General features: G+C 68.4%; 22 protein-coding genes. 8 read left to right on the top strand and 14 right to left on the bottom strand.

The window, feature by feature from the left end; translation table 11 throughout:
• The first annotated feature begins 150 nt into the window (after positions 1 to 150).
• Entirely contained in the window at positions 151 to 3,030 is a 2,880-nt protein-coding gene (locus NUG21_RS06555; protein WP_263392620.1) for a TonB-dependent receptor plug domain-containing protein, read from the top strand.
• Positions 3,031 to 3,153: 123 nt separating this feature from the next.
• Here NUG21_RS06555 and NUG21_RS06550 read toward each other — a convergent pair whose 3' ends face one another.
• Positions 3,154 to 3,765 carry a TetR/AcrR family transcriptional regulator gene (locus NUG21_RS06550; protein WP_019797016.1) on the bottom strand — a complete coding sequence of 204 codons (612 nt, stop codon included), beginning with the start codon at positions 3,763 to 3,765 and terminating at the stop codon, positions 3,154 to 3,156.
• A 139-nt stretch (positions 3,766 to 3,904) separates the two neighbouring features.
• On the opposite strand from NUG21_RS06550, the gene NUG21_RS06545 reads away from it, so the two are divergent.
• From NUG21_RS06545 to NUG21_RS06535, 3 genes are all read left to right on the top strand, one after another.
• Positions 3,905 to 4,822: an alpha/beta fold hydrolase gene (locus NUG21_RS06545; protein ID WP_263392619.1), complete on the top strand. Its 918-nt coding sequence runs from the start codon at positions 3,905 to 3,907 to the stop codon at positions 4,820 to 4,822.
• Positions 4,819 to 7,305, top strand: coding sequence for an acyl-CoA dehydrogenase (locus NUG21_RS06540; RefSeq protein ID WP_160946445.1), 2,487 nt, complete (start codon positions 4,819 to 4,821; stop codon positions 7,303 to 7,305). The genes NUG21_RS06545 and NUG21_RS06540 overlap by 4 nt, the downstream gene beginning before the upstream one ends.
• A 68-nt stretch (positions 7,306 to 7,373) precedes the next feature.
• Complete coding sequence (locus NUG21_RS06535; RefSeq protein WP_263392618.1) at positions 7,374 to 7,850, top strand: hotdog fold domain-containing protein; 477 nt, start codon at positions 7,374 to 7,376, stop codon at positions 7,848 to 7,850.
• 42 nt (positions 7,851 to 7,892) lie between these two features.
• Here NUG21_RS06535 and NUG21_RS06530 read toward each other — a convergent pair whose 3' ends face one another.
• The gene (locus tag NUG21_RS06530) at positions 7,893 to 8,246 is read right to left on the bottom strand and encodes a DUF1304 domain-containing protein (protein ID WP_010344196.1); all 354 of its coding nucleotides are present in this window, start codon (positions 8,244 to 8,246) and stop codon (positions 7,893 to 7,895) included.
• A gap of 82 nt (positions 8,247 to 8,328) precedes the next feature.
• A complete protein-coding gene (locus NUG21_RS06525; RefSeq protein WP_263392617.1) occupies positions 8,329 to 9,675 on the bottom strand; it encodes an NTP/NDP exchange transporter in 1,347 nt (448 codons plus the stop codon).
• 209 nt (positions 9,676 to 9,884) lie between these two features.
• On the opposite strand from NUG21_RS06525, the gene NUG21_RS06520 reads away from it, so the two are divergent.
• Positions 9,885 to 11,483, top strand: coding sequence for a GMC family oxidoreductase (locus tag NUG21_RS06520; RefSeq protein WP_263392616.1), 1,599 nt, complete (start codon positions 9,885 to 9,887; stop codon positions 11,481 to 11,483).
• A 416-nt stretch (positions 11,484 to 11,899) separates the two neighbouring features.
• The gene (locus tag NUG21_RS06515) at positions 11,900 to 13,252 is read left to right on the top strand and encodes a serine hydrolase domain-containing protein (protein ID WP_184502665.1); all 1,353 of its coding nucleotides are present in this window, start codon (positions 11,900 to 11,902) and stop codon (positions 13,250 to 13,252) included.
• Positions 13,253 to 14,568: 1,316 nt separating this feature from the next.
• Here the strand turns inward: NUG21_RS06515 and NUG21_RS06510 are convergent.
• The 10 genes from NUG21_RS06510 to nudE all read right to left on the bottom strand — a co-directional run bounded on the left by NUG21_RS06510 (position 14,569) and on the right by nudE (position 22,784).
• The gene (locus tag NUG21_RS06510; protein WP_019797776.1) at positions 14,569 to 15,009 is read right to left on the bottom strand and encodes a hypothetical protein; all 441 of its coding nucleotides are present in this window, start codon (positions 15,007 to 15,009) and stop codon (positions 14,569 to 14,571) included.
• 1,202 nt (positions 15,010 to 16,211) lie between these two features.
• A complete protein-coding gene (gene gcvH, locus NUG21_RS06505; protein WP_017910465.1) occupies positions 16,212 to 16,607 on the bottom strand; it encodes a glycine cleavage system protein GcvH in 396 nt (131 codons plus the stop codon).
• Positions 16,608 to 16,701: 94 nt separating this feature from the next.
• Positions 16,702 to 17,808: a glycine cleavage system aminomethyltransferase GcvT gene (gene gcvT, locus NUG21_RS06500; RefSeq protein ID WP_263392615.1), complete on the bottom strand. Its 1,107-nt coding sequence runs from the start codon at positions 17,806 to 17,808 to the stop codon at positions 16,702 to 16,704.
• A 221-nt stretch (positions 17,809 to 18,029) separates the two neighbouring features.
• Positions 18,030 to 18,461: an NfeD family protein gene (locus tag NUG21_RS06495; RefSeq protein ID WP_160946452.1), complete on the bottom strand. Its 432-nt coding sequence runs from the start codon at positions 18,459 to 18,461 to the stop codon at positions 18,030 to 18,032.
• Positions 18,462 to 18,464: 3 nt separating this feature from the next.
• Positions 18,465 to 19,427, bottom strand: a complete 963-nt coding sequence (locus tag NUG21_RS06490) for an SPFH domain-containing protein (RefSeq protein WP_242080756.1) — start codon at positions 19,425 to 19,427, stop codon at positions 18,465 to 18,467.
• 67 nt (positions 19,428 to 19,494) lie between these two features.
• Positions 19,495 to 19,797, bottom strand: coding sequence for an Mpo1-like protein (locus tag NUG21_RS06485; protein ID WP_019798030.1), 303 nt, complete (start codon positions 19,795 to 19,797; stop codon positions 19,495 to 19,497).
• Between the two features lie 421 nt (positions 19,798 to 20,218).
• Positions 20,219 to 20,542 (bottom strand): YnfA family protein, encoded by a 324-nt coding sequence (locus NUG21_RS06480; RefSeq protein ID WP_263392614.1) that lies wholly within the window; start codon positions 20,540 to 20,542, stop codon positions 20,219 to 20,221.
• Positions 20,539 to 21,315 (bottom strand): nucleoside triphosphate pyrophosphohydrolase, encoded by a 777-nt coding sequence (mazG, locus tag NUG21_RS06475; RefSeq protein ID WP_160946536.1) that lies wholly within the window; start codon positions 21,313 to 21,315, stop codon positions 20,539 to 20,541. The genes NUG21_RS06480 and mazG overlap by 4 nt, the downstream gene beginning before the upstream one ends.
• Positions 21,316 to 21,444: 129 nt before the next feature.
• Positions 21,445 to 22,245, bottom strand: a complete 801-nt coding sequence (gene cysQ, locus NUG21_RS06470; RefSeq protein ID WP_242161068.1) for a 3'(2'),5'-bisphosphate nucleotidase CysQ — start codon at positions 22,243 to 22,245, stop codon at positions 21,445 to 21,447.
• Positions 22,242 to 22,784, bottom strand: coding sequence for an ADP compounds hydrolase NudE (gene nudE / locus NUG21_RS06465; protein ID WP_202406913.1), 543 nt, complete (start codon positions 22,782 to 22,784; stop codon positions 22,242 to 22,244). The genes cysQ and nudE overlap by 4 nt, the downstream gene beginning before the upstream one ends.
• An 86-nt stretch (positions 22,785 to 22,870) precedes the next feature.
• Here nudE and bioA point away from each other — a divergent pair, with 86 nt between their 5' ends.
• Entirely contained in the window at positions 22,871 to 24,262 is a 1,392-nt protein-coding gene (gene bioA / locus NUG21_RS06460; RefSeq protein WP_263392613.1) for an adenosylmethionine--8-amino-7-oxononanoate transaminase, read from the top strand.
• Positions 24,253 to 24,984 (top strand): 16S rRNA (uracil(1498)-N(3))-methyltransferase, encoded by a 732-nt coding sequence (locus NUG21_RS06455; RefSeq protein WP_263392612.1) that lies wholly within the window; start codon positions 24,253 to 24,255, stop codon positions 24,982 to 24,984. The genes bioA and NUG21_RS06455 overlap by 10 nt, the downstream gene beginning before the upstream one ends.
• 468 nt (positions 24,985 to 25,452) lie before the next feature.
• Here NUG21_RS06455 and NUG21_RS06450 read toward each other — a convergent pair whose 3' ends face one another.
• On the bottom strand, positions 25,453 to 26,475 hold the full coding sequence (locus NUG21_RS06450; RefSeq protein WP_263393041.1) for a glucokinase family protein: 1,023 nt from the start codon (positions 26,473 to 26,475) through the stop codon (positions 25,453 to 25,455).
• Positions 26,476 to 26,665: the final 190 nt, after the last annotated feature.

Genomic DNA, 26,665 nt, shown 5'->3' with positions numbered 1-26,665 from the left:
ATCACACAAAAGTACCACTTCGTTAACGGTACTTTAATTCTTCCTCCGACCGGGCTAACATCCAGGCACCCTGAAGGGATTTGGAATCGCGCTTTCGATTCCGCCCACAGGCAACCTTGGGCTTTACCCCATCTTTCGGAGAGAGAGCTAATGAATTGCAAGACCAACACACTGCGTGATGCAGTGGTGCTCGCGCTTGTTGTGGGCGCCGGTGGCACCGCTGGCGCAGCCGTCGCTCAGGACGCGAACGGCAGCGGCGCCACCAACCTGGATCGCATCGAAGTCACCGGTTCGCGCATCCGTTCCGTGGACGTCGAGACCGCCCAGCCGGTCTTCACCGTGTCCTCTGAGGAGATCAAGAAGTCCGGCCTGGTGAGCGTCGGCGACATCCTGCAGAACCTCACCGTCTCTGGCACCCAGACGTTCAGCAAGGCAGCGGTGCTGACCTCGAACGCCGAACAGGGTGGCCAGTACGTCAACCTGTACAACCTGGGCGAGCAGCGCACCCTGGTGCTGGTGAACGGCAAGCGTTGGACCTCCAGCCTGGCCGGCTACACCGACCTGTCGACCATCCCGAGCGCCCTGATCGATCGCATCGAAGTGCTGAAGGACGGCGCCTCGGCGATCTACGGCTCCGACGCCGTGGCCGGCGTGGTCAACATCATCCTGCGCAAGAATTTCGAAGGTGCCGAAGCCTCGGCGCTGTTCGGCCAGAACGGCCGCGGCGACGGCCAGAAGCAGTCCTACTCGATCACCCTGGGCGCCAGCGGCGACCACTCCTCGCTCGTGTTCGGCGCCAGCTACACCAAGGAAGATCCGGTGTTCGCCAAGGACCGCGAACTGACCCGCACCACCTTTGGACCGAGCCACCCGCTGGACGGCCTCAGCGCCACCGGTCCGTGGGGTCGCTTCAACTACAACGGCAGCACCTACGTCCTGAACCATACCGGCTCGTGGGACGGCAACGGCGTCGGCGCCGATTCGCGCAGCCTCGCCAACTACCACAATGGCCTGACCACCGACGATCGCTTCAACGTCACCCAGCAGATGATGCTGGCGCAGGGCAATGAGACCAAGTCGGTCTTCACCTCCGGCAGCTTCGATATCAACGAGAACATCACCTTCAAGTCGACGGCGATGTACTCCGAGCGCAACTCCACGCGCCAGGTCGGCGGCTACCCGCTGAATGCGACCTCGCAGCGTACGTTCCCGGTCTCCATCAGCGGCCAGAGCTACTACAACCCGGTCGGCCAGGACATCACTTCGTGGTTCCGTCGCATCACGGAGATCCCGCGCGTTTCGGAAAACGACGTCAAGAGCTTCCACTTCGACGCCGCCCTGGAAGGCGCGTTCAATGTCGGCACCCATGGCTGGAACTGGGACGTCGGCATGAACTACAACAAGTACGACGTCACCCAGATCAGCACCGGCAACATCAACTTGCTGGCGCTGCAGAAGGCCCTGGGACCGTCCTTCCTGAATGCACAGGGCGTCGTTCAGTGCGGCACCGCGGCGAACCCGATCGCGCTGGGCACCGGCCTGGCTGCCGGGCAGTGCACGCCGTTCAACATCCTCGGCGGCCCGTCCGCGTCCGCCGCCGATGCGTTGAAGTACATCAGCACCCTCGGCCAGGCTACCCAGCAGAGCGTGAGCAAGCAGTACTTCGCCAACATCACCGGCGGCCTGTTCGACATGCCGGGTTCGGCAGGCGAGTTCGCGTTCGCCGCAGGTGTCGAGCACCGCGAAGTCAGCGGCTACGACTACCCGGACCAGCTCTCCAGCGCGGGCTACACCACCGACCTGGCCGCCGCGCCGACGACGGGCAAGTACAAGACCAACGAAGCCTACCTGGAATTGATGATTCCGGTCCTGAAGGACGTGCCGTTCGCCAAGGAACTCTCGTTCGACGTGGCAAGCCGCTACTCGGACTACGACCGGTTCGGCAACACCACCAACAGCAAGTTCAGCCTGACCTGGAAGCCGGTCGAGGATCTGCTGGTGCGTGGCACCTACGGCAAGGGCTTCCGCGCCCCGACCCTGGACGACACCTTCGGCGGCGGCTCGCAGTCCTTCGATCCGTTCACCGACCCGTGCGATGCGCGCTTCGGCCAGCTGTCCACTCCCGTCGTGGCAGCGCGCTGCGCGTCGGAAGGCCTCTCGCCGAACTTCCGCCAGACCGACAACGCCGGCAGGCCGGTCAGCGCCCGCGAAACGCAGAGCAACTCCGCGTTCCAGGCCGGCGTCGGCAACGCCGAGCTGCAGCCTGAGTACAGCAAGACCCGCACGGTCGGCCTGGTCTTCAGCCCGCACTGGGTGCAGGGCCTGGACTTCTCGCTCGACTGGTACAAGATCAGCATCTCCAACGTGATCACCGCGGTCAGCGCGACCTATGTGCTGAACCAGTGCTACAACGGCGTCACCTCGTTCTGTAACTACACCCGCGATGCGGCCACCGGCCAGGTGGTCAGCCTGAGCCGCGGCAACACCAATCTGGGTGCGCTGGAAACCGAGGGCTACAACTTCGTCGCGAACTATCGCCTGCCGGAATTCGCGGTCGGCCAGTTCTCGCTGCGACTGGACAGCAACTACCTGGTTGCGTTCCGGCAGCAGAGCGACAAGGGCAGCCCCTGGAACGACTACGCGGGCTACTGGAACTACCCGCGCGTTCGGGCCACGCTCGGCGTGAACTGGGTCAAGGGCGACCTGTCGGCCAGCTGGAACCTGCGCTACTACGGCGGCTACCGCGATTTCTGCCAGTACGCCGAAGAGTGCAACGAGCCCAACTACCAGACGCCCAACGCCGGCTGGGGCGGTGGCGTGGGCGCCAACAAGAAGGGAGCCATCACCTATCAGGACGTTTCGATGACCTGGTCGGCCCCCTGGAACGGCGCGGTTACCGTGGGTGCTCGCAACATCTGGAACAAGCAGCCGCCGATCACCTACTCGCTGACCAACAACAGCTCTTCGTCGATCGATCCGATGCTGGACTACGACCGTTACCTGTTCATGCAATACACCCAGCGGTTCTGATACCACCAGTGTTCCGGTAACAAGAACGGCCCCGAAAGGGGCCGTTTTTTTATGCAACCAGCTTTTTCATGCGATTGGCTGGGTATGCGCCGGCGTTCAATGCCGACGCGCCTCGCTGCAGGATCAGCCGGGAATCAAGGTCACGATGACGTGCTCGACGTAGGCCTCGAAGTCCTCACGCGCCTGCTTGGGCTGGTGCAACTGCAGCGACAGCTGCAGGAAGCCGACGTAGGCGGCATAGGCCAGCCGTGCGCGGTGTTGCGCGTCGGTCCGGCTGAGCCCGGCCTGGCGGAACGAGGCGATCAGATACTCCATGCGCCGCTGCGAGACCCGGTCGATCACCGGCCGCACCGCGGGATGGTCGAGGGCCTTCAACAGTTCGCTGTAGATGACATGCGGCTTGACCTCGTGCGCCACCAACTGGAACAGCGCGCGCAGGCGCGTGCGCGGATCCGGCACCTCTTCCAGGCTGCCGAACACCTGCTGCTGCTCGACCAGTTCCCAGCGCTCCAGCGCGGCCTGCAGCAGCGCATCGCGCGAGGGGAAGTGCCAGTAGAAGCTGCCCTTGGTGACGCCCAGGCGCCGCGCCAGCGGCTCCACCGCCACGGCGCTCACGCCCTGTTCGGCGATCAGGTCCAGGGCGGCCTGCGCCCAGTCTTCGGCACTGAGCCGGTTGTTGCGGCCACCGCCGGAAGGGGTGCCGTCGTCGGAGGAAGGAGCGGGCGCGGTATTCATCCGTGGATTTAACCATACGGGGACGTCGGTTGCAGTATGTGGCCTTCACGAGGGCGGCGCAAATGCCCGGCAGCATTGGCTTTTCGCACCCATACTGCATCGTATTGACATGCCGCGCAGGGCGACCATACTATCTCGTATGGTTTCCGCATCCGCCACTGTCCCGCATGCCGCCTCGGCCACCCTCTCGGGCGCCGGCGAGTTGGCGCTGGCCGCGACCGTCACCGGTCCCGGCGAGGCCGGTTCGGTGTTGTTCGCGCATGGCTTCGGCCAGACCCGGCACGCCTGGTCGGCGACCGCCGCGGCGCTGCAGGCGCACGGCTACCGCAGCGTTGCCTACGATGCGCGCGGCCATGGCGATTCCGCACGCAACCCGGCAGACCTTCCTTATCGGGGCGAGCAGTTCACCGACGACCTGATCGTGGTCGCCGGCGAGATGTCGCCGCCGGTGCTGGTCGCCGCCTCGATGGGCGGGCTGTTCGGGCTGATCGCCGAATCGCGCTGGCCCGGCCTGTTCCGCGCGATGGTGCTGGTGGACATCACCCCGCGCTGGCAGCCGGCCGGGGTCGAACGCATCCTCGCCTTCATGACCGCACATCCGCAGGGCTTCGCCAGCCTGGACGACGCTGGCGACGCCATTGCCGCCTACCTGCCGCAGCGCGCGCGCAAGTCGCCGGAGGCGCTGCGCAGCGTGCTGCGCCAGTACGCCGACGGCCGCTGGTACTGGCACTGGGATCCGCGCCTGGTCGAAGAGCTGGCGCGCGACAGCGACCAGCACCAGGGCGCGATCGCGCAGGCCGCCGCGCACGTGCAGTGCCCGCTGCTGCTGATCAGCGGCGGCCGCAGCGACCTGGTCACGCCGCAGACCATCGAAGAATTCCTGTCGCTGGTGCCGCATGCGCAGCATGCGCATCTGCCCGAGGCCACGCATATGCTGGCCGGCGACGACAACGCCGCATTTACCGCCACTGTGTTGCACTACCTGGACGCCCTGCCACCGGCCTGCGCCGGCGCATCGTCCGCCGTCACCGAGTACCTCCCCGGAGCACGCCCATGAGCATCATTGCCCCCTTCCTCGTGTTGTTGCTGGCCGGCGCGTTCGCCGCCTATCACCGCATGCGGCTCGCCGTCTGGGCCGCGTTGAGCGCCACGCTGCTGGTCGCGTGCTGGCTGCTCGGCGCCAGCCACGTCGCCACCATCGTCGCGGCCGTCGTGCTGGCGGTGATCGCGGTGCCGCTGCTGTTGCCGTTCGTGCGCAAGCCGCTGCTCACCGCACCGATGCTGAAGGTGTTCCGCAAGGTGCTGCCGCCGCTGTCGCAGACCGAGCGCATCGCCCTGGAAACCGGTTCGGTCGGTTTCGAAGGCGAACTGTTCACCGGCGATCCGGATTGGCAGAAGCTGCTGAACTATCCCAAGCCGCAGCTGACCGCCGAAGAACAGGCCTTCCTCGATGGCCCGGTCGAAGAGCTGTGCCGGATGACCAACGACTGGGAAATCACCCACGTCCACGCCGACCTGCCGCCGGAGATCTGGAGCTTCATCAAGAAGAACAAGTTCTTCGGCATGATCATTCCGAAGGAGTACGGCGGCCTCGGCTTCTCCGCGCTGGCGCATCACAAGGTGATCCAGAAGATCGCCTCGGTCTCCAGCGTGGTCAGCTCCACCGTCGGCGTGCCCAACTCGCTGGGCCCGGGCGAACTGCTGCTGCACTACGGCTCCAAGGAGCAGAAGGACTATTACCTGCCGCGTCTGGCGGTGGGCCAGGAAGTGCCCTGCTTCGGCCTGACCGGTCCGTTCGCCGGCTCCGACGCCACCTCGATCCCCGACTACGGCATCGTCTGCAAGGGCGAGTGGAACGGCGCCAACGTGCTCGGCGTCAAGCTGACCTTCGACAAGCGCTACATCACCCTGGCCCCGGTGGCGACCCTGGTCGGCCTGGCGTTCCGCATGTACGACCCGGAAGGCCTGATCGGCGACACCAAGGACATCGGCATCACCCTGGCGCTGCTGCCGCGCGAGACCCCCGGGGTCGAGATCGGCCGCCGCCACTTCCCGCTCAACTCGCCGTTCCAGAACGGCCCGATCCACGGCCGCGAGGTGTTCATCCCGCTGAGCCAGCTGATCGGCGGCGTGGAGATGGTGGGCAAGGGCTGGAACATGCTCAACGAGTGTCTGGCCGTGGGCCGCTCGATCACCCTGCCCTCCACCGCCAGCGGCGGCGCCAAGTTCGGCGCGGTCGTCACCGGTGCGTATGCGCGCATCCGCAAGCAGTTCGGCCTGTCGGTCGGCCGCTTCGAGGGCGTGGAAGAGGCGCTGGCCCGCATCGGCGGCAAGGCCTATGCGATCAGCGCGCTGTCGCAGGCCACCGCCGCGGCAGTGGACCGCGGCGACGTGCCGTCGGTGCCGTCGGCGATCGCCAAGTACCACTGCACCACCATGAGTCGCGAGGTCATCAGCGACGTGATGGACGTGGTCGGCGGCAAGGGCATCATCCTCGGCCCGCGCAACTTCGCCGGCCGCAGCTGGCAGGCCGCGCCGATCGCGATCACCGTGGAAGGCGCCAACATCATGACCCGCAGCCTGCTGATCTTCGGCCAGGGCGCGATCCTGTGCCATCCGTGGGTGATGAAGGAAATGAAGGCCGCCGGCAACCCGGACCACAAGGCCGGCGTCGACGAATTCGACCGCAACCTGTTCGGCCACATCGGCTTTGCCATCTCCAATGCGGTGCGTTCGCTGTGGTTCGGCCTGACCGCCGCGCGCATCGGTGCCGCGCCGGGCGATGCCTACACCCGCCGCTACTTCCGCAAGCTGGACCGCTATTCGGCGAACCTGGCGCTGATGGCGGACGTGTCGATGCTGATGCTCGGCGGCAAGCTGAAGTTCAAGGAGTCGCTGTCCGGGCGTCTGGGCGACGTGCTGAGCCACATCTACATGACCAGCGCCATGCTCAAGCGCTACCACGACGACGGTGCGCCGGCCACCGACCAGCCGCTGCTGGCCTGGGCCTTCCACGACAGCGTGCACAAGATCGAGCTGGCGCTGTCGGCGGCGCTGCGCAACTTCCCGATCCGTCCGGTCGGCTGGCTGATGTGGGCGCTGATCTTCCCGTGGGGCCGCCGTGCCGAAGCGCCGGGCGACCGCCTGGGCCACCGCGTCGCCGCGCTGCTGATGACGCCGAACGAAGCCCGCGATCGCCTTGGCCAGGGCGTGTTCCTGACCCCGTGCGAGAACAACCCCGGCGGCCGCATCGCCAGCTATCTGACCAAGGCCGTGCTGGCCGAGCCGGTGGAACGCAAGTTCCTGAAGGCGCTCAAGAGCAAGGGCATCGAGTCGCTGGACTTCGCCTCGCAGCTGGACGAGGCGGTGCGCGAAGGCGTGCTGTCTGCAGACGAGCGCCGTCAGCTGGAGGAACTGCGCGAGATCACCATGGACACGATCAGCGTCGACGACTTCGACACCGACGAGCTGCGTTCGGCGAGCTATTACCAGCGCGCCGCTGCGGCGGCCGACGATGGGCATTCGCGCGAAGCGGCCTGATCGGCCCGACCCTGCGACACCCACGACGGCGGACTTCGGTCCGCCGTCGTGCGTTTGAGGAGACAGCCATGAGCCAACTGCTTTCGCTCTATCACCGCATGCAACGCTGGCCAGCCGGTTCCTGGCTGTTCGCGCGCGCGGTCTGCTTCAAGGCACCCTACTTCGCCAGCATCGCGCCGCGCGTCACCGTCCTGCAGCCGGGCCGCTGCGAGGCGCGCATCGCGCATCGGCGGCGGGTCAGCAACCACATCGGCACCGTGCACGCGATCGCGCTGTGCAACCTGGCGGAACTGGCCGGCGGCCTCATGGTCGACGCCAGCCTGCCGCCGTCGATGCGCTGGATCCCCAAGGGCATGCAGGTGGAATACCGCAGCAAGGCGCTCGGCCCGATGCATGCGGTGGCCACGCCGGATGTGGCGATCGTCGCCGCCGAGCGCGGCTACGACCTGCCGGTCAGCGTGGAGATCCGCGACGCACGCGAGCAGGTGGTGTGCTTCGCGCGCATCGCGATGTGGGTGTCGCCACGCACGTCGGCCTCGGCCTGATCGCTGCGTCGCGTGTGCGGTGTGCGGTGTGCGGTGTGCGGCTCAGTACGCCAGCAGCACCGCGGCGATCGCCAGCGCCGCCGGCAGCGCCTGCACGAACACGATGCGGCGGCTGACGCTCCAGCCGCCGTACAGGCCGGCCACGACCACGCAGCCGAGGAAGAACAGCATCACGTCGACCCGCTGCGCGACCAGGCCCCAGGCCAGGCCGGCGGCGAGGAAGCCGTTGTAGAGCCCCTGGTTGGCCGCCAGCACGCGCGTGGCCTGCGCCTTCTCCGGGCTGTTGCGGAACACCTTCATGCCCAGCGGACGCGTCCACAGGACCATCTCCAGCACCAGGATGTACAGGTGCAGCAGCGCGACCGCGCCCACCAAGATCGAAGCCAACAGGATCATCGTGCTATCCGGCACAGGAAACAGGGCGCCAGCATAGCCAGCGTCCCGATGGGCGGCCAGTCCCCTGCTTCGCGGCGCCGCCTCAGCGCGTCGGCGGTGTGCGTTCCGGCGGCAGCTTGGCCGCCTCGCGCAGCAGCCGCCACGCGCCCAGGGTCATGCCGGAGGCGGCCAGCAGGCCCGCGACGAACACCACCTGCGAGCCGAATCCCGACAGCAGTTTGTACAGCCAGGCGAAGCTGAGGTCGCTGCCGCGGTAGATCACCGTATCGATCGCCGCGCCGGCCTTGTAGCGCCATTCGCGGCCGACCCGCGTGTACAGGGTCTCGCGGGCCGGCTTGGCCAGGGAGAACTCGCCGGCGCGGGTCATCACCTGCACCACCGCCACCAGCATCGGCAGCGGCGAAACCGCCAGCACCGAATAGCCGAGCAGGATCGCGCAGCCGGGGATGAGCAGCGCCGGCCCGATGCCGAAGCGCGACAGCAGCGCGCGGGTGACCAGCAGTTGCAGGACCAGGGTCAGTGCGTTCACCGCCAGGTCGATGCTGGCGTAGAAGGCGGTACTGGCCGCCGCATCGGTGTACAGGCGGCGCACGATCGCCGCCTGTTCGTTGTACAGCAAGGTGCCCACGCCCACGCCGAACACCGACATCAGGGCCAGCCAGCGCAGCAGCGGTTCGCGCGCGATCAGCTTCAGCCCGGCCAGCACGTCGCCGCCCATCGGCGCCTCGCCGCCGACCACGCCGCGCTCGCGTTCGCGGGCGACCGCCCACAGCCGCAGGCGCAGCAGGCAGATCACGCTGACCACCAGGAAGCTGGCCGACACCAGCATCAGGTTGGCGATGCCGATGCGCTCGACCAGGCTGCTGGCGATGACCGGCCCCAGGAACGCGCCGAGCGTGCCGGCGGCGCCTATGTAGCCATAGCAGGCGCGCGCTTCGGCATTGCTGAAGACGTCGGCCATGAAGCTCCAGAACACCGCCACCGCGAACAGGTTGAACACCGAGATCCACAGGAAGAAGGCCATGCCGCGCCCGGGCACGCCGCTGTCGAACAACACGTAGAACAGCAGCAGCGTGGCGATGAAGAAGCCGTACACCACCGGCAGGAACACCCGGCGCGGATAGCGGCTGACCAGCGCACCGTAGACCGGCTGCAACAACAGCATGATCAGGAAGGTGCAGGTGAACAGCACCTGCAGCGCGAACTCCTTCAGCGGCATGCCGTGCGCGGCGAAGAACGCGATCATCGCCGGCGGGAACACGGCGGCCACGTCGGCGGAGGCCCCCATCGCCTCGCGCACCGGCCGCAGCACGTAGTAGCCGCTGAGCAGCGAGAAGAAGTACAGGAACGCCCACGCCAGCGGTGGCGAATCGCGCAGGGCGCCGCGCAGCCGCGCCAGCGCGCCGGGAGCATGCGAGGTGGCGCTCATCGGCGGCGGACCCTGGCGCGGGAACGGGACATCGGCGATTTTCGGGGGCGGAAAACGCGCACGGTAGCTGATGCACCGCAACACCGCCAGCATGCGCGCCCTCCGCCACCCGCGCCCCTCGCGCGCTGCGCCCGGCGGCGGTCCACGCCGAGCATATGCTCTATCCTCGGCGACTAGCGTCGGCGCCAGAAACTCAGGGGACACCGCGGGTGTACGACTACATCATCATCGGCGCAGGCTCGGCCGGCTGCGTGCTCGCCAACCGCCTGAGCGAGGACCGCGACTGCAAGGTGCTGCTGATCGAGGCCGGCCCACGCGACCGCAATCCCTTCATCCACATGCCTGCCGGCCTGGCGCGCCTGGCCAACAACCGGCGCATCAACTGGAACTATCTCACCGAGGCCGAGCCGGCCTTGAACGATCGGCGGCTGTGGTGGCCGCGCGGGAAGGTGCTGGGCGGCTCCAGTTCGATCAACGCGATGTGCTACGTGCGCGGCGTGCCTGCCGACTACGACGACTGGTCGGCCGGCGGTGCCGACGGCTGGGACTGGCGCGGCGTGCTGCCCTACTTCCGCCGCAGCGAATGCAACAGTCGCGGCGGCGATGCGCTGCATGGCAGCGACGGCCCGCTGCACGTCTCCGACCTGCGCTACCACAACCCGCTCTCGGACGTGTTCGTGGCCGCCGCGCAGGAAGCGGGCTTCCCGCACAACCCCGATTTCAACGGCCCGCAGCAACAGGGCGTGGGCCTGTACCAGGTCACCCAGAAGGACGGCGCACGCTGCTCGGCTGCGGTCGCCTACCTGGCGCCGGCGCGCGCGCGGGAGAACCTGCAGGTGGTCACCGACGCGCTGGTGCTGCGCCTGTTGATCGAAGGCGGACGCGTGGTCGGCGTCGCCTATGCGCAGGACGGCCGCGAGGTGCAGGCGCGCGCCGCGCGCGAGGTGCTGCTCAGCGCCGGCGCGGTGAACTCGCCGCAGTTGCTGATGCTCTCGGGCATCGGCCCGGCCGATGCGCTGCGCCGCCATGGCATCGCGGTGCAACTGGACCAGCCACAGGTCGGCGCCAACCTGCAGGATCACCTGGACGTGTGCACGCTGTACCGTACCCGCCCGGGCATCAGCTACGACCGCCGCAACCAGGCCAAGATCGCCTTCGACTATTTCCTGCGCGGGCACCGTGGCGCCGGCAGCAGCAACATCGCCGAGGCCGGCGGCTTCATCCGCTCGCCGTTGGCGCCGGACGCGCGCGCCGACATCCAGTTGCACTTCGTGCCGGCCATGCTCGACGACCACGGCCGCAACCGCCTGCCCGGCGACGGCTTCACCCTGCACGCCTGCCACCTGCAGCCGCGCAGCCGCGGCCGCATCGCGCTCAACGACGCCGACCCGCGCACGCCGGCGCGGATCCAGGCCAACTACCTGAGCGATCCCGACGGCTTCGACCTGCGCATGCTGGTCGAATGCGCGCGCCTGGCGCGGCACATCCTGCGCCAGCCGGCGTTCGACGCCTGGCGCGGCGCGCCGCTGCTGCCGGCGCGCGAGGATCTGGACGAAGCCGGGCTGATCGCCTTCATCCGCGCCAAGGCGGAAACCATCTATCACCCGATCGGCACCTGCCGCATGGGCAGCGACGCGCAGGCGGTGGTCGACCCGCAGCTGCGCCTGCGTGGCCTCGACGGCCTGCGCGTGGTCGATGCCTCGGTGATGCCGCGCCTGGTCAGCGGCAATACCAACGGCCCGACGATGATGATCGCCGAGCGCGCTGCCGACCTGATCCGCGGGCGCATGGTCCTGCGGGAGGGGTGAGGCAGCTGTTGGGGGCGATGCGCACGGGCTGGCGGCGGCGATTCGCCAACCATTGCTACGGCAGTTCTATTGGTGCCGGGTGACCCACCCTCACCCCAACCCCTCTCCCGGAGGGAGAGGGGCGCGAAGCGGCGCCCGGGCGCGAAAGATGAGCGCCGGGAAGCCCGTGCACCAGCCTTACGCGGCACGCCGATTGCATGTCCATAGGCATCCGCCGCAGTCCCCGCCACCGCTCCGCCGGCAGGCCTGCAGACCCCCGCTCGACGCGGGAAATCCCCTGCAGTATCAAGGCGATGCCTATTCATCTTCTCCCAGTTTGTGCATTCGAGAAATCCGGCGCTAGAATCGTTGCCGGCAGCACCTCACAGGCCTCAGGCGCAATGACACAGAACAGCAGGCACCGGCTCCTTCGACCGGTGGCAACCGGGTTGCTCGGGGCATTGTTGCCCTTTGCGATGTCCTCCACCGCACAGACGCCGGCGCCCGCCCAACCGCTGCCGCCGCCGCTGCATACCGAAGCCACCCGCTATACCTCGCCGACCCAGCCGCTGCCCTACCGCGCGTCGCTGACCCAGAGCCAGGTACTGCCGCTGGCCAAGGACTTCGACGTGGCCGCGCTGGAGTCGGTCGCCGAACAATTGACCTATGGCGAGCGCGTGCCCGGTCTGGCGATGGCCATCGTGCACAACGGCCAGGTGCTCAGCGCGCGCGGCTACGGCGTGACCGACGTCAACCGTCCCGAGCCAGTCGATGCGCACACCGTGTTCCGCCTGGCCTCGCTGTCCAAGGCCTTCGCCGGCACCATGGCCGGCCTGCTGGTCACCGACGGCACCCTGCGCTGGGACAGCAAGGTGGTCGATTACGTGCCGGGCTTCCAGCTCAGCGACCCGGTGGCCACGCGCCAGTTGAACGTGGCCGACCTGCTCAGCCACCGCGTCGGCCTCACCTACAACGCCTACGACCGCGACGTCGAATCCAACCTCGATTACTACACGCTCAGCCACAAGCTGGCCTATGCGCCGCTGAAGTGCGCGCCGGGCGAGTGCTACGCCTACCAGAACGTCGCCTTCAGCCTGATCGGCGACGTGGTGTTCGCCGCGTCCGGCAGCTTCTACGAGCAGTCGGTGGAACGCCGCATCTTCAAGCCGCTGGGCATGAACGACGCCAGCATGGGCCTGGCCGGCATCCAGGCCAGCCCGCGCTGGGCGCGCCCGCACGTGCGCAGCCGCAACGGTTGGGTCTCGCTGACGCCCAAGCCCACCTACTACCGCCTGGCGCCGGCCGCCGGCGTCAACGCCAGCATCAGCGACATGGCGCAGTGGCTGATCGCGCAGACCGGGCATCGCCCGGACGTGCTGCCGGAGCCGCTGCTGGCGACCCTGCATGCGCCGCTGATCCTGACCCCGGGCGAGATGCGCTCGGGCTGGCGCCGCGCACGCGTCAACTCGGCCAGCTACGCGCTGGGCTGGCGCGTGTTCGACTACTCCGGCCACCAGGTGATCTTCCATGCCGGTGCGGTGCAGGGCTACCGCGGCCTGATCGCGCTGGTGCCGGAACGCGACTTCGCTGTGGCGATTCTGTGGAACGGCGAAAGCGGCCTGCCCTCGGGCCTGCTGCCGACCGTCCTCGACCGCGCGATCGGCCTGCCGGCGCAGCGCTGGCTGGACGTGGACACCGACTTCGGCAGCGACAACCTGATGGCCGAGCGTCCGGACCCGAAGGACAAGAAGGGCGCGTCCTCGTCCAAGTCGGTAGCCTCGCCGCACTGAGCGCGGCCTCCCGCAGCATCCTCGCAGAAAGGCGGCGCAAGCCGCCTTTCTGCTGTCTGCAGCGCTGACCTACGCTGCGCTTGTGCAGTCCACCCGCCCCGTCGCTGGGACGCAGCCCTGTCCGGTTGCGACGACGCGACACCGCTGCGACGCAGGGGTGCGGCGGTGCGGCGGCATGGCCGCGGCGCGAAATCGCGGGGGAGACGACCGACGACATTCCACGACGAACGCTCAACGACTGCGTCGCCCGGACGGCGGCGGCGGGCGGAGCGCACGTAAGGCGCGGCGATGCGCGCCCTCACCTCCAAGATCGCGCGGGGCGTGCACCGCCCCCTCCCGTCGTCCTCCGCGATCCCGCATCGGATGGACAAGGCACCCCGCATCGCCGCACGCTGCCGCTGGCATGCTGGCAGCTCGGTGCACCGCCGCGCGCGAGCGTTGGGCAGCACGCACACGCAGATCGCGCCTGTCGCGTCTTCTCTCCACGACGATAGTAGTTTGTACGACGGGCTTTACCCGGAACGCCCGTCGCGGCTGAAGCCGCTCCTACAACAGGGCAAGCCGTCTTCGGCTCAAGGTGGCGAAAACAGGTGCTCAGAGATCCACTGCAATCCACGCAATGCGCGGAAACAGCGATGTGCTGCCCATCGTCGGGCAAGGCACGCTGACGCGTTGCATGCGTGGTGCACGATGCCTGGCTGAGCCGCCGGATGTCAGGCGTGCCTCGGTAGCCCCAGCGGTCCCGAACCGACGACCGGTCGCCCCACGTCCGGGTCGATGCATTCAATGCGATCCCCCTCCACTGCCGCCCACCGCCGCCCACCGCCGCGTGGTGGCTGACCTGTCGCTTTCGCGCAGGCCCGTCGCCGCGCCCGCTTGCTCACGTGCGGTGCGCACGTGACCGCCGGGGCGGCACATGCACTCGGGATGACCTGATGGATGCGCAGCGATCGCAGGTACCCGATCGCGCAGCGGTCTTCCCGACATGCAGCCGCGTTCCCATGCGAGACCCACAGGCAGATCCCCACGTGCCGATCTGGCGATCAGCGCAAGGAGAACGGGTCGAGGTGGTTGGAACGGGCGGACGCGGCAGGCGGCCGCTGATCGGCGGTGCGAGACACACGGGCACCATGACCACGTCGCCACCTGGCCAGCCGCACGCGGCGAGCAGTCTTCGAGGATCGAGACGACGGACGCCGCCGGCAGCGTCGGGCAGAGAGGCGCGATGCGATTGCGCACGGCAGGACGCCGCAAATAAAAAACTCCCTCCCCGCTGGGCACCGGGGAGAGAGTCTAGGAACAGCGATCGGGATGGATCAGATCAGCGGCGCGGGCGTGGCCGGCAGCGCGACCGGAGCGGCCTTCTTCTTGCGAGCGGCCGGCTTCTTCTTCGCCACGGTCTTCTTGGCGGTGGCCTTCTTCGCGGCCGGCTTCTTGGCAGCCGACTTCTTCACGGTCTTCTTCGCCGCGGTCTTCTTGGTCGCAGCCTTCTTCGCGGTCTTCTTCACCGCCTTCTTGGCGACGGCCTTCTTCGCGGTCTTCTTGGTGGCGGCCTTCTTCGCCGTCTTCTTCACCGGCTTCTTGGCAACGGCCTTCTTGACCGCCTTCTTCACCTTGGCGACCTTCTTGGCCACCTTCTTGGCGACCTTCTTGACCGCCTTCTTTACCGAAACCTTCTTCGCTGCCGGCTTCTTGGCGGCAGTCTTCTTGACCGCCTTCTTAGCGGCCGGCTTTTTCGCAGCTTTTTTCGTGGCCATGGGATGGCTCCTCGTCAGTGAACTATGGATTGAAAATGCCCAGTTAAAGCAACCTCGCGGCGATGCTCCGCCTGCGGGAACCGCCGGCGCGCACTGCGGGCCGGATCGGATACAGAAACACCCGTACCGGATGTCGATACGGGTGCGATGCCAGGGGAGACGTTGCGTTTCTCGGAGGGAAGCGACTCCAACTCCACCATCTTCGGGTTCCTGGCGGATGTCCAAGTTGTGCTTCGCGTTTTGATGTCGATCCGATTCACTCGCTTGCGCAGCAACGTCTGCTGGGCGAAACCTAATCACGGTTTTTTTTACTGTCAACACTTCCGCGCAATTTTTTTTCTGCTGGCGCGCGCGCCACGCCCACCGCATGCCGCGCCAGCCGCCTTGCCGACGCCTCCGATCGCCGATGCCGGCACCACAAGGAAAACGGCGCGCGCAAAAAAAGCAGGGAAATTTCCGTGTTTTCTGTAACGACACGACGCCGCCATCGCGTTGCGGACGGGGCGCGACGACGCGTCGGCAGCAATCGCGGGAGTGCACGCCAGGCTGTCCGCTAGCTGAAAAAAAATTTCGCGACCGCGTGCGGTTCCGGCATCGCACAAGTGCAAATGCGCAAAAGTGCGCAAACTTTTTTGCGTCGTGCGCCCGTCGCGACGCTCGCGATGCGTCGCGTGCGGCGTCGCCGAGACGTGGCGCGTCGCGCCACTGCGACGCGACCTGCACGCACGTCGCCACCGCACCACAACGCAGGCCACCACCCTCGTCCGCCTCCACGCCAAGCCGCCACCGACACCTTCGCGCGGTTGCGTCGACCGACACCGATCGCACAGGTGGGCGACTGGCGCCGGCGCACACCTCTCAGGCGCGCAACGATGACGTGCGCGACGCACACCACGTCGCCGCTGCCTGTTCCTCGCCACCCCATACCGCGCTCATGCCGCGCCGCACCCGTACCGCGTCGGAAAACCGGCGCCGACGACGCGCGGGTCAGCGGACGTCTCCGCGCGCGGCAACACGCTGCGCTCGCGGTGCAACCGGCGACAGCCTCACGCCGTCTTCGCATCGACGCACGCCGCGACGCCAGCGACATGAGTTACCGCAACGGCCATACGGCAACGCGGACGACGTGGTCGCTGCGCAGGGCCCAAAAAGAAACCGGCCGCACGAGGCGGCCGGTTCGGGTGTCGCGACGGGCGATCGGCTCAGTGGCCGTCGTCCTCGAGCAGTTCGGCGTATTCGTCCGGCGACAGCAGTTCGTTCAACTGCTCGGCGTCGTCCGCTTCCAGCACCAGGATCCAGCCTTCGCCGTAGGCATCTTCGTTGATCGTTTCCGGCTTGTCGCTCAGCGCGGTGTTGACCTCGACCACCTTGCCGCTCAGCGGGCTGTACACGTCCGAGGCGGCCTTGACCGACTCGACCACGGCCACGCCGTTGCCGGCTTCGACGTGATCGCCGACATTCGGCAGCTCGACGTAGACCAGGTCGCCGAGCAGGCCCTGGGCGTGGTCGGAGATGCCGATGGTCACACGACCGTTGCCCTCGACGCGGGCCCACTCGTGGGACTTGAGGAATTTGAGGTCGCCAGGGATCTCGCTCATGGGGCTGCTCCGGAAGAAGACGGTATCGAGGATGGGAGGCTAGTGTAGCGAACCGCGCGCGTGGGGAAGAAGTCGCGCGCGCGGCGGACGGGACTCAGTCGAGCACGCCGGGCTGGACCTGGCCTTCGCGCACGAACGGGAACTTGACCACGCGCACCGGCACCTCCTTGCCGCGGATGTCCACGCGCACCGCGCCCGGCTCGCCGGCCGGCACCCGCGCGAAGGCGATCGCCTTGCCCAGCGTCGGCGAGAAGGTGCCGGACAGGATCTCGCCGTCGCCGTTCGCGGTCAGCACCTTCTGCCCATGGCGCAGCACGCCCTTCTCGTCCATCACCAGGCCGATCATCTGCCGCGGCGCGCCGCCGGCCTTCTGCGCCTCGAGCACGGCGCGGCCGATGAAGTCGCGGCCCTCGTCGAGGGTCACGGTCCAGGCCAGCGCGGCTTCGTAGGGCGACACGGTGTCGTCCATGTCCTGGCCGTACAGGTTCATGCCCGCCTCCAGGCGCAGCGTGTCGCGCGCGCCCAGGCCGGCCGGCTTGACCCCGGCGCCGATCAACGCCTCCCAGAACGCCGGCGCCTGCTGCTGAGGCAGCACGATCTCGAAGCCGTCCTCGCCGGTGTAGCCGGTGCGCGCGACGAACAGCGGCACGCCGTCGACCGAACTCGCCTCGAGCGCGGCGAAACGGCCGAGCTTCTGGGCGGCGGCACGGTCCTGCTCGCGCAGCAGGCCGATCGCCTTGGCGCGCGCGTTCGGCCCCTGCACCGCGATCATCGCGAAGTCGTCGCGCTCGCGCACCTGCACGCCGAACGCCTGCGCCTGCTCACCGATCCAGGCCAGGTCCTTGGCGCGGGTGGCGGCGTTGACCACCAGGCGGAAGAACGCATCGGACATGTAATAGACAATCAGATCGTCGATCACCCCGCCCTGCGGGTTGAGCATGCAGGTGTACAGCGCCTTGCCCGGCACCTTCAGCTTGTCCACCGAATTGGCCAGCAGGTGGCGCAGGAACGCGCGGACCTGGTCTCCGTGCAGATCGACCACGGTCATGTGGCTGACGTCGAACATGCCGGCGTCGCGGCGCACCTGGTGGTGCTCGTCGATCTGCGAACCGTAGTGGATCGGCATGTCCCAGCCGCCGAAGTCGACCATCTTGGCGCCGAGGGCGCGGTGGCTGTCGTTGAGGATGGTCTTCTGGGTCATGGCGCGGGTCCGTGAGAAAAGTCCCCCATTATCGCCGGCAGGGAGCCGGGATTGGGGAGTTGGGATTGGGGATTCGCAAGAGCGGCTGCCTTGAGCCGGAACGTTGGCGCTTGATGGCGCAGTGCCGTAGGAGCGGCTTCAGCCGCGACCCATCATCGGTCCCAAGTCGCGGCTGAAGCCGCTCCTACGAATCCCCAATCCCCGATCCCCAATCCCGGCTTTCAAGCCGCCTGGACCAGCAGCGTCATTCCGTCCACGCCGACGATGCGCACCGTGCTGCCGGCGGGCAGGTCGGGGCCGCCGACGACCCAGAAGGCGTCGTCGACCTTGGCGCGGCCGCGGCCGCCGTGGATCGGCTGGTCCAGGGTCACCACGCGGCCGATCAGTTGCTCGGCGCGACGGTTGAGCAGCGGTTGGTCGCTGGTCCGGCCGCGGTTGCGGAACCAGGTGCGGTACACCTGGATCGAGACGAAGCTCAGCACCACGAACGCGCCGACCTGCAGCAGCAGGGAGATGTCCGGGAACACCAGCACCGCGAGGAACACCGCCGCGGCAGCGAAGCCCATCCACAGCATGAAGGCGCCCGGCGCCAGCGATTCGGCCGCGAACAGCAACAAGGTCAGGGCACCCCAGGCCACTACCTCAATGCGCATGGCTCAGACTCCGGTGCGCGGCGGCACGCGCGGCACTGCCGGCGGGGTGGCTTGCTTGTTCAGCGCCTCGCGCGCCAGTTCGGCGATGCCGGCGATCGAGCCGATGATGCCGCTGGACTCCATCGGCATCAGCACGAACTTCTGGTTCGGCGCGGTGGCCAGCTCCTTGAACGCCTCCACGTACTTCTGCGCGATGAAGTAGTTGATCGCCTGCACGTCGCCTTCGGCGATCGCCTTGGACACCATCGCCGTCGCCCGCGCTTCGGCCTCGGCCAGGCGCTCGCGCGCTTCGGCGTCGCGGAACGCGGCCTCCTTGCGGCCTTCGGCCTCCAGCACCGCGGCCTGCTTCTCGCCGTCGGCGCGCAGGATCTCCGACTGCCGCGAACCCTCGGCCTCGAGGATCTGCGCGCGCTTCTCGCGCTCGGCCTTCATCTGCCGGGCCATCGCATCGACCAGGTCGCGCGGCGGCTGGATGTCGCGGATCTCGATGCGGGTGACCTTGATGCCCCACGGATTGGTGGCGTGGTCGACCACGTTCAACAGCTGCGCATTGATGGTCTCGCGCTGGCTCAGCGATTCGTCCAGGTCCATCGAGCCGATCACGGTACGGATGTTGGTCTGCACCAACGCGATCGTGGCGATCTCAAGATTCGACACTTCATACGCCGCCTTGGCGGCGTCCAGCACCTGGAAGAACACCACCCCGTCCACGCGCACCACCGCGTTGTCCTTGGTGATGACGTCCTGGCTGGGCACGTCCAGCACCTGCTCCATCATGTTGACCTTGCGCCCTACCCCGTACACCACCGGAATCAGGAAATGCAGGCCGGGCGACAGGGTGTGGGTGTAGCGACCGAAGCGCTCCACCGTCCACTGGAATCCCTGCGGCACCATGCGCACGGTCTTGAACAGAATGATCACGCCGGCGGCCAACAGCACCACCGCGAAGAAGAAAGTGGACGGCATCAGGTTGCTCCATTAACCAGAAAAGGAATCGAATCCGCAGTATAGCCAGCGTACGCGCACATGCCGGTCACCAGCGGATGCGGCCCAGCAGCATGTCCTTGAACATCACCCAGTCGCCGGCGAGCGAATACAGCGGGTACTTGAAGGTGGCAGGGCGGTTCTTCTCGAACACGAAATGCCCGATCCAGGCGCAGCCGTAGCCGCAGATCGGCGCCGCCCACAGCCAGCGCGGCTGACCGGTGCACAGCGCTAGCAACACGCTCGCCAGCACGCCGACGCTGCCGACGAAATGCAGCCGACGCGACAGCGGATGGCGGTGCTCGCTCAGATAGAACGGATAGAACGCGCGGAAACTGGCGAAGCGGCGCATGCGATGGCCCTCCCGAGGCGACGCAGGCGTCCAGCATACGCCGGGGCATGGGCGTTCGCTCGCAGCGCGTGGACGCCCTCCTGGGGTGCAGGCGCCGGACACGGATAGGTGGTGGACGACAGCGCCGCGACAGGCATGCCCGCAACGCTGCAGCCTGGTGTAAACCGCGTACCTGGAGGGCACCGCCAGCAAATCGCATCGCCTCGGCACAATGGGCTGCGAACTCACCTGCAGGAGCGGCTTCAGGGCACCTCTAACGCGTTGTGCCGCAACTCCGCGGGGCGCGCCGTGCGCTTCGCAGGAGCGGCTTCAGCCGCGACGCGCGTCACCGAGAGCGCCCGTCGCGGCTGAAGCCGCTCCTACGGAGTCCGCCTCTCATTCGTCGTAAGAGACTTTTCGAGGACCGCCTACCGCGCAGGCCTCAACCCTGCCGCGGCGCGAACATGATCACGGCCATGCCGGCCAGGCACAGGCCGGCGCCGAGCAGGTCCCAGCGCGTGGGGCGCATGCCCTGCACCGCCCACAGCCACAGCAAGGCGACAGCGACATAGACGCCGCCGTAGGCCGCATAGACCCGGCCGCTGGCGACCGGGTGCAGGGTCAGCAGCCAGACGAAGGCCGCCAGGCTGCCTGCAGCCGGCACCAGCAGCCAGGCGCTGCGCTGTTCGCGCAGCCAGAGATAAGGAAGGTAGCAGCCGACGATTTCCGCGACGGCGGTCAGCACGAACAGCAGCAGCGTCTTCATCCGGCCGCGGCGCGCTCTTCGTCCTTGGCGCGCTGCCAGTACGCCTCCTGCTGGGCTAGGGCCAGGCCGTGCAGCGCGCCGCCGTCCTGTTGCGCCAAGCGCTCCATCGCGCGGAAGCGACGTTCGAACTTGAGGTTGGCATGGCGCAGCGCGGCGCCGACGTCGACCTTGGCATGCCGCGCCAGGTTGGCGCAGACGAACAGCAGGTCGCCGATCTCGTCCTGCAGCCGTGCCGGATCGGCCGCGGCGCCATGCGCCAGCTCCGCGCGCACTTCTTCCAGTTCTTCCTGCACCTTGTCCAGCACCGGCGCGGGGCCGGGCCAATCGAAGCCGACCCGCGCCGCGCGCGACTGCAGCTTCAGCGCGCGCTGCCATTCCGGCAGGCCGCGGGCGATGCCGGCCAGCGCCGAGCCGTCGCGCTCGCCGGCGGCGGCACGCTCGGCGCGCTTGATCTCTTCCCACTTCAGCGTCTGCTGCTGGGCATCGGCCACCTGGCTGTCGCCGAACACGTGCGGATGGCGGCGCACCATCTTGTCGCAGATCGCCGCGACCACGTCGTCGAAGCCGAACGCGCCCTGCTCGCGCGCCATCTGCGCATGGAACACCACCTGCAGCAGCAGATCGCCCAGTTCGTCCTTCAACCCGGCCAGATCCTGGCGATCGATCGCGTCGGCCACTTCGTAGGCCTCTTCGACCGTGTAGGCGGCGATGCTGGCGAAGTCCTGCTCCAGGTCCCAGGGGCAGCCCTGCGCGGGGTCGCGCAGGCGCGCCATGATGTCGAGCAGGGCGGGAAGGTCGTAGCGGGCTGGGGTCACGGGCGGGTTCCGGTGCGACGGCACCGCTGCCGCCTGACCCCTAGTGTGGCAGAGCGCGCGCCATGCGGCGCGCGCGTGCGGCGCGGCTCAGCCCAGCCAGTCGCGCCAGGGCTGCGCCGGATCGCCGAGCGCCACGAAGTCGCCATTGAGCAGCGATTCGCGGCGGTTGTAGCGGAACGGCTTGCCGGTCGCGGCGGCCAGCAGCGCACCGCCGGCGGATTGCAGCACGCACTGCCCGGCGGCGGTATCCCACTCGGAGGTCGGGCCGAAGCGCGGATACACGTCCAGGTCGCCGTCGGCGATGCGGCAGAACTTCAGCGAGGAGCCCTGCGCGACCAGTTCGATCTCGCCCATGCGCTGCAGCAGCGCGTCGGTGCGCGCGTCGCGGTGCGAGCGGCTCGCCGCCACCCGCAGCGGCGCGGTGGCCGGGCGCCGCGTGTTCAACGCGGTATCGCGGAAGCCCTCGCGGCGGTACGCCTGCTCGCCACGCACCGCGTGCCAGACGCGGCCATCGACCGGCGCCTGGACCACGCCGAACACCGGCGCGCCCTGGTGGATGAGGGCGATGTTGACGCTGAACTCGCCATTGCGCTTGACGAACTCGCGGGTGCCGTCGAGCGGGTCGACCAGCCAGTAGGTGGTCCAGTGCTGGCGCACCTCCCACGGAATCTGTGCCGATTCCTCGGACAGCACGGGCAGGTCCGGGGTCAGCCGTTCCAGGCCTTCGACGATGATCTGGTGCGCGGCCAGGTCGGCCTGGGTCAACGGACTGGTATCGGCCTTGTGCTCCACCTCGAAGCCGGTGGCGTAGACGGACATGATCGCCGCGGCGGCATCGATGGCGATGGCGATCACGGTTTCGCGCAAATCACTGGTCAGACGGATCATTCGGCGCGACCCAGCCACTCGCGGGCGATGAACAGCGCCGCCAGCGAACGCCCCTCGGAAAAATCCTCACGCAACATCAGTTGATCCAGTTCAGCCAGTTTCCAGGGCACCACTTCCAATTCCTCCGGCTCGTCGCCGGCTAGTCGTTCGGGATAGAGATCTTGCGCCAGCACCAGCCACGACTGGTGGCTCATGTAGGTCGGCGCCAGGGTCATCGCGCGCAGCACGCGCAGTTGCCGCGCACCATAACCGGCCTCTTCCTTGAGCTCGCGGTCGGCCGCCTGCAGCGGCGTCTCGCCGGCGTCGATACGGCCCTTGACCAGGCCCAGCTCGTAGCGGTGCACGCCGGCGGCGTACTCGCGCACCAGCAGCACGGTCTGCGCATCCAGCATCGGCACCACCACCACCGCGCCGTGGCCCGGCGCCTTGAGCCGGTGGAACACGCGGCGTTCGCCGTTGCTGAACTCCAGGTCCAGTTCCTCGACCCGGCGCTCGGTGGCCGATTCGCTGCGCTCGCGCACGGCATGGATGACCGGCAACGGACGGGTCACGCCGGCACCCTGCGGCGCCGGGCGGCGTCGATCGATAGAATGCGCGGAGCGAAGAACCTGTTCATGAGCGCGAAATGCTATCAGACCTGACCGCAGCACAGATGGCCGACGCGTGGCGCCAGCGCGACCTGGCCGTGCTCTGGCACCCGTGCACGCAGATGCGCGAGCACCCCGACACCCTGCCCCTGGTCCCGATCGCACGCGGTGAAGGCGCCTGGCTGATCGACCACGGCGGCCGCCGCTACCTGGATGCGGTGAGCAGTTGGTGGACCAACCTGTTCGGCCACGGCGAACCGCGCATCGCCGCGGCCATCGCCGCCCAGGGCACGCAACTGGAACAGGTGATGCTGGCCGGTTTCAGCCACGAACCGGCGGTGCTGCTGGCCGAACAACTGCTGGCGCTGGCGCCGCGCCAGGAGGGCCGCGCGCCGCTGGCCAAGGTGTTCTATGCCGACAACGGCTCGGCCGGCGTGGAAGTGGCGCTGAAGATGGCCTTCCACTATTTCCAGAACCGCGGCGAGCCCGGGCGCACCCGCTTCGTCGCGCTGGAGAACGGCTACCACGGCGAGACCATCGGCGCACTGGCGGTCGGTGACATCCCGCTGTACCGGCGGGTGTATGCGCCGCTGCTGGCCGAGGCGCTGTTCGCGCCCTCGCCCGACGCCTACCAGGCCGCGCCCGGGCAGAGCGCGCGCGAACGCGCCGATGCCGCCGCCGATGCGCTGGCCGACCTGTTCGACCGCCATCCCGGCGAGATCTGCGCGGTGATCCTGGAGCCGCGCCTGCAGTGCGCCGGCGGCATGCGCATGCACGACCCGGCCTATCTGCGCCGGGCGCGCGAACTGTGCGACGCCAACGGCGCGTTCCTGATCGCCGACGAGATCGCCACCGGCTTCGGCCGCACCGGCACCCTGTTCGCCTGCGAGCAGGCCGGGGTGATGCCGGACCTGCTGTGCCTGTCCAAGGGCCTGACCGGCGGCTTCCTGCCGCTCTCGGCGGTGCTGGCCACCCAGCATCTCTATGACGCCTTCCTCGACGACAGCCGCGAACGCGCCTTCCTGCATTCGCACAGCTACACCGGCAACCCGCTGGCCTGCGCGGCGGCGCTGGCGTCGCTGCGGATCCTGCAGGAGGACGACGTGATCGCGCGCAACCGCAGCACCGCCGAAACCATGCGCGCGTTGTCGGCGCCGTTCGCCGAGCATGCGCACGTGGCCGACGTGCGCCAGGCCGGCATGGTGGTGGCGTTCGAACTCACCCGCAACGGCGACAAGCGCACACCCTTCCCGGCCTCGGCGCGCGTGGGCCTGCATGCCTACCGTGCCGCGCTGGCGCGCGGCGTGGTGCTGCGCCCGCTGGGCGACGTGCTGTACTGGATGCCGCCCTACTGCGTGGATGCCGCGCAGCTGGCGCTGCTGGCCGAGACCACCTTGGCGGCGATCGACGAGGCGGTGGCATGCGCCTGACCCGCTGCCATGTGGACCTGCCGCTGCATGCCGGCGCCGAGCTGAGCCTGCCGGAGGACGTCGCCAACCACCTGCTGCGCGTACTGCGGCTGCGCGAAGGCGACCCCTGCGTGCTGTTCAACGGCGACGGCAGCGATTACCACGCCGAACTGCTGCAGGCAGGCAAGCGCAACGCCAGCGTGCGCATCGGCGCGGCGCGGCCGACCGACAACGAGTCGCCGCTGGCGATCACCCTGCTGCAGGGCGTGGCGCGCGGCGAGAAGATGGACCTGATCCTGCAGAAGGCCACCGAGCTCGGCGTCGCCGCGATCGTGCCGGTGTGGGCCGAGCGCACCGAAGTGAAGCTGGACGCGGCGCGAGTGGACAAGCGCGTGGCGCACTGGCGCAGCGTGGTGATCGCGGCCTGCGAACAGTCCGGTCGCGCGCGCGTGCCGCAACTGAGCGCGCCGCTGGCGCTGGCCGACGCCGCGCGCGCCGCCGCGCACAGCCCATGCCGGCTGACCCTCGACCCGCAGGGCGAACACCGCCTACGCACGCTGGAGATCAGCGGCGACGCGGCAACGATCGCGATCGGCCCGGAAGGCGGCTGGTCGCCGCGCGACCGCGCCACGCTGGAGGCGGCCGGCTTCGTCGGCCTGCGGCTGGGGCCGCGCATCCTGCGCACTGAAACCGCTGGCCTGGCCGCGATCGCGGCGCTGCAGGCGCACCATGGCGACTTGTAAGTTCGGGCACGCCCCAACGTAGGCGGCGCCGCGCCGGACGCGCCGCAGGCATTGGCTTGCCACCGGACGCGACGCCATGCCATCGGACCTCCGTCGGCGTCCTTCCTTCTTATATGTAGCGAAACGGGCGCAGCCACCCACCTGGACTGCAGCCCAGCCAGTCGGGAACGGCGAATCATCGGCTCATGCCGAAGCTGGCCTGCCCTGCAGGAGCGACGCCGAGAGCCTCTCATCACGACGGCCAGCGCACACGTAGGAGCGGCTTCAGCCGCGACCAGGCTTTCCCGGGAAGTCCGTCGCGGCTAAAGCCGCTCCTACAGGACACTTCCCGTTGCTGGCAGGCGCGCCCTGTAGGCGCGATGCGGCAGCGCAAGCGCCGGCATGCACTAGAGATCAAAGCCTGCGGGATGCACTCGCACGCACGCCGGCCGCAGGACGCGGCCTGTGCCGGCGCGACCGCCCAGCGCCTCAGTCGCGCTGCTGCAGGAACCAGTTCGCCGCGCCGATCACCCCGAGCTGGCCGTGCTCGACCAGCTTCACCGGGATCTGCTCCAGCGCCGGACGCATCGCGCCCTTGTTCAAGTAGCGCTCGACGAAACTGCTCGCGGACAGGAACGCCCCGATCTGCGGCAGGAAGCCGCCGGCCAGGTAGATGCCGCCCTGCACGCCGTACAGCAGCGCCATGTCGCCGACCACGCTGCCGAGCAGGCCGCAGAACGCGGACAGCGCCTCGTGCGCGAGCGGATCGTCGCCGGCCAGCGCCGCCGCGGTGATGTCGCTCGGTGCGGCATGCGTGGGCGTGACGCCACGCAGGTCGCACAGCACGCGATACAGATTGAGCAGACCGGGGCCGGACAGGAAATGCTCCACCGGCACATAGGAACGGTCGCGCAACAAGCGCTGCGCCATCGCCAGTTCCAGCTCGTTGCCGACCGGCAGCGCGGCATGGCCGGCCTCGGTGGCCAGCACCACGGCGCCGCCGTGGGTCGGAATCCACACCGCGGCACCGAGGCCGGTGCCCGGGCCGATCACCAAGGCCGGCCCACGCTGCGCCTTGCGCGGCCCGGCCAGATGCAGCACTTCGCTGGCGTCCATCGACGCCGCCGCATACGCCACCGCTTCGAAATCGTTGACCAGGGGCAGCGCCGTCAGACCCAGGCGTTCGCGGATCTCCGGCGGCGACAGCGTCCACGGCAGATTGGTGGTGATGACGCGCCCGTCCTCGAGTGCATAACCGGCACTGGCGATCACGCCGCGGGTCGGCTTCGGCCCCTGCACCTGATCGAGGAATTCACCAATGATCTCTGCCAGGCCGGGATAGTCGGCGCAGCGGTACTTGCGGTAGTCCAGTACATCGACGGCCGGCGCAGGGCCGGCGCCGGCAGCGCGTGCGACCAAGCCGATCCGGACATGGGTTCCGCCGACATCGGCAGCAATGAAAGGCTCGGCGCGCGGCACGGCCGCTGCCACTGATGAACTGCTTGCGGACACGTCTTCTCCCGTTGCGCCAGAGCAGGCGCACGCCGATTCGGCCGATTGATCGATCGAGTGTCCGACCACCTTGACAACGTTGTCAAGGTGAAATTCACCGGTTTGCCGTTTTGTCTTCACCACGTCGCCTTCTTGTGGGTGATCGCCCGGCCGTCGTGAGGGTCGGCCGAGGAGGCCCGTTGCATGGGTG

This window comes from Xanthomonas sp. CFBP 8445 (assembly GCF_025666235.1).
In the GTDB taxonomy this organism is placed as follows: domain Bacteria; phylum Pseudomonadota; class Gammaproteobacteria; order Xanthomonadales; family Xanthomonadaceae; genus Xanthomonas_A; species Xanthomonas_A indica.
The sequence above is the reverse complement of the archived record's forward strand: the minus strand, read 5'-3'. Positions and strand labels throughout refer to the sequence as shown.

Bases quoted from the DNA above. Each gene is read 5' to 3' on its own strand.
- NUG21_RS06540 (WP_160946445.1), top strand. From the start codon at position 4,819: ATGAGCATCATTGCCCCCTTCCTCGTGTTGTTGCTGGCCGGCGCGTTC.
- NUG21_RS06550 (WP_019797016.1), bottom strand. From the start codon at position 3,765: ATGAATACCGCGCCCGCTCCTTCCTCCGACGACGGCACCCCTTCCGGC.
- NUG21_RS06530 (WP_010344196.1), bottom strand. From the start codon at position 8,246: ATGATCCTGTTGGCTTCGATCTTGGTGGGCGCGGTCGCGCTGCTGCAC.
- NUG21_RS06495 (WP_160946452.1), bottom strand. From the start codon at position 18,461: ATGCGCATTGAGGTAGTGGCCTGGGGTGCCCTGACCTTGTTGCTGTTC.
- NUG21_RS06525 (WP_263392617.1), bottom strand. From the start codon at position 9,675: ATGAGCGCCACCTCGCATGCTCCCGGCGCGCTGGCGCGGCTGCGCGGC.
- NUG21_RS06510 (WP_019797776.1), bottom strand. From the start codon at position 15,009: ATGGCCACGAAAAAAGCTGCGAAAAAGCCGGCCGCTAAGAAGGCGGTC.
- cysQ (WP_242161068.1), bottom strand. From the start codon at position 22,245: ATGATCCGTCTGACCAGTGATTTGCGCGAAACCGTGATCGCCATCGCC.
- NUG21_RS06555 (WP_263392620.1), top strand. From the start codon at position 151: ATGAATTGCAAGACCAACACACTGCGTGATGCAGTGGTGCTCGCGCTT.
- gcvH (WP_017910465.1), bottom strand. From the start codon at position 16,607: ATGAGCGAGATCCCTGGCGACCTCAAATTCCTCAAGTCCCACGAGTGG.
- NUG21_RS06455 (WP_263392612.1), top strand. From the start codon at position 24,253: ATGCGCCTGACCCGCTGCCATGTGGACCTGCCGCTGCATGCCGGCGCC.
- NUG21_RS06480 (WP_263392614.1), bottom strand. From the start codon at position 20,542: ATGAAGACGCTGCTGCTGTTCGTGCTGACCGCCGTCGCGGAAATCGTC.
- NUG21_RS06485 (WP_019798030.1), bottom strand. From the start codon at position 19,797: ATGCGCCGCTTCGCCAGTTTCCGCGCGTTCTATCCGTTCTATCTGAGC.
- NUG21_RS06490 (WP_242080756.1), bottom strand. From the start codon at position 19,427: ATGCCGTCCACTTTCTTCTTCGCGGTGGTGCTGTTGGCCGCCGGCGTG.
- gcvT (WP_263392615.1), bottom strand. From the start codon at position 17,808: ATGACCCAGAAGACCATCCTCAACGACAGCCACCGCGCCCTCGGCGCC.
- NUG21_RS06545 (WP_263392619.1), top strand. From the start codon at position 3,905: ATGGTTTCCGCATCCGCCACTGTCCCGCATGCCGCCTCGGCCACCCTC.
- NUG21_RS06535 (WP_263392618.1), top strand. From the start codon at position 7,374: ATGAGCCAACTGCTTTCGCTCTATCACCGCATGCAACGCTGGCCAGCC.
- bioA (WP_263392613.1), top strand. From the start codon at position 22,871: ATGCTATCAGACCTGACCGCAGCACAGATGGCCGACGCGTGGCGCCAG.
- mazG (WP_160946536.1), bottom strand. From the start codon at position 21,315: ATGGCGCGCCTGCGCGACCCCGCGCAGGGCTGCCCCTGGGACCTGGAG.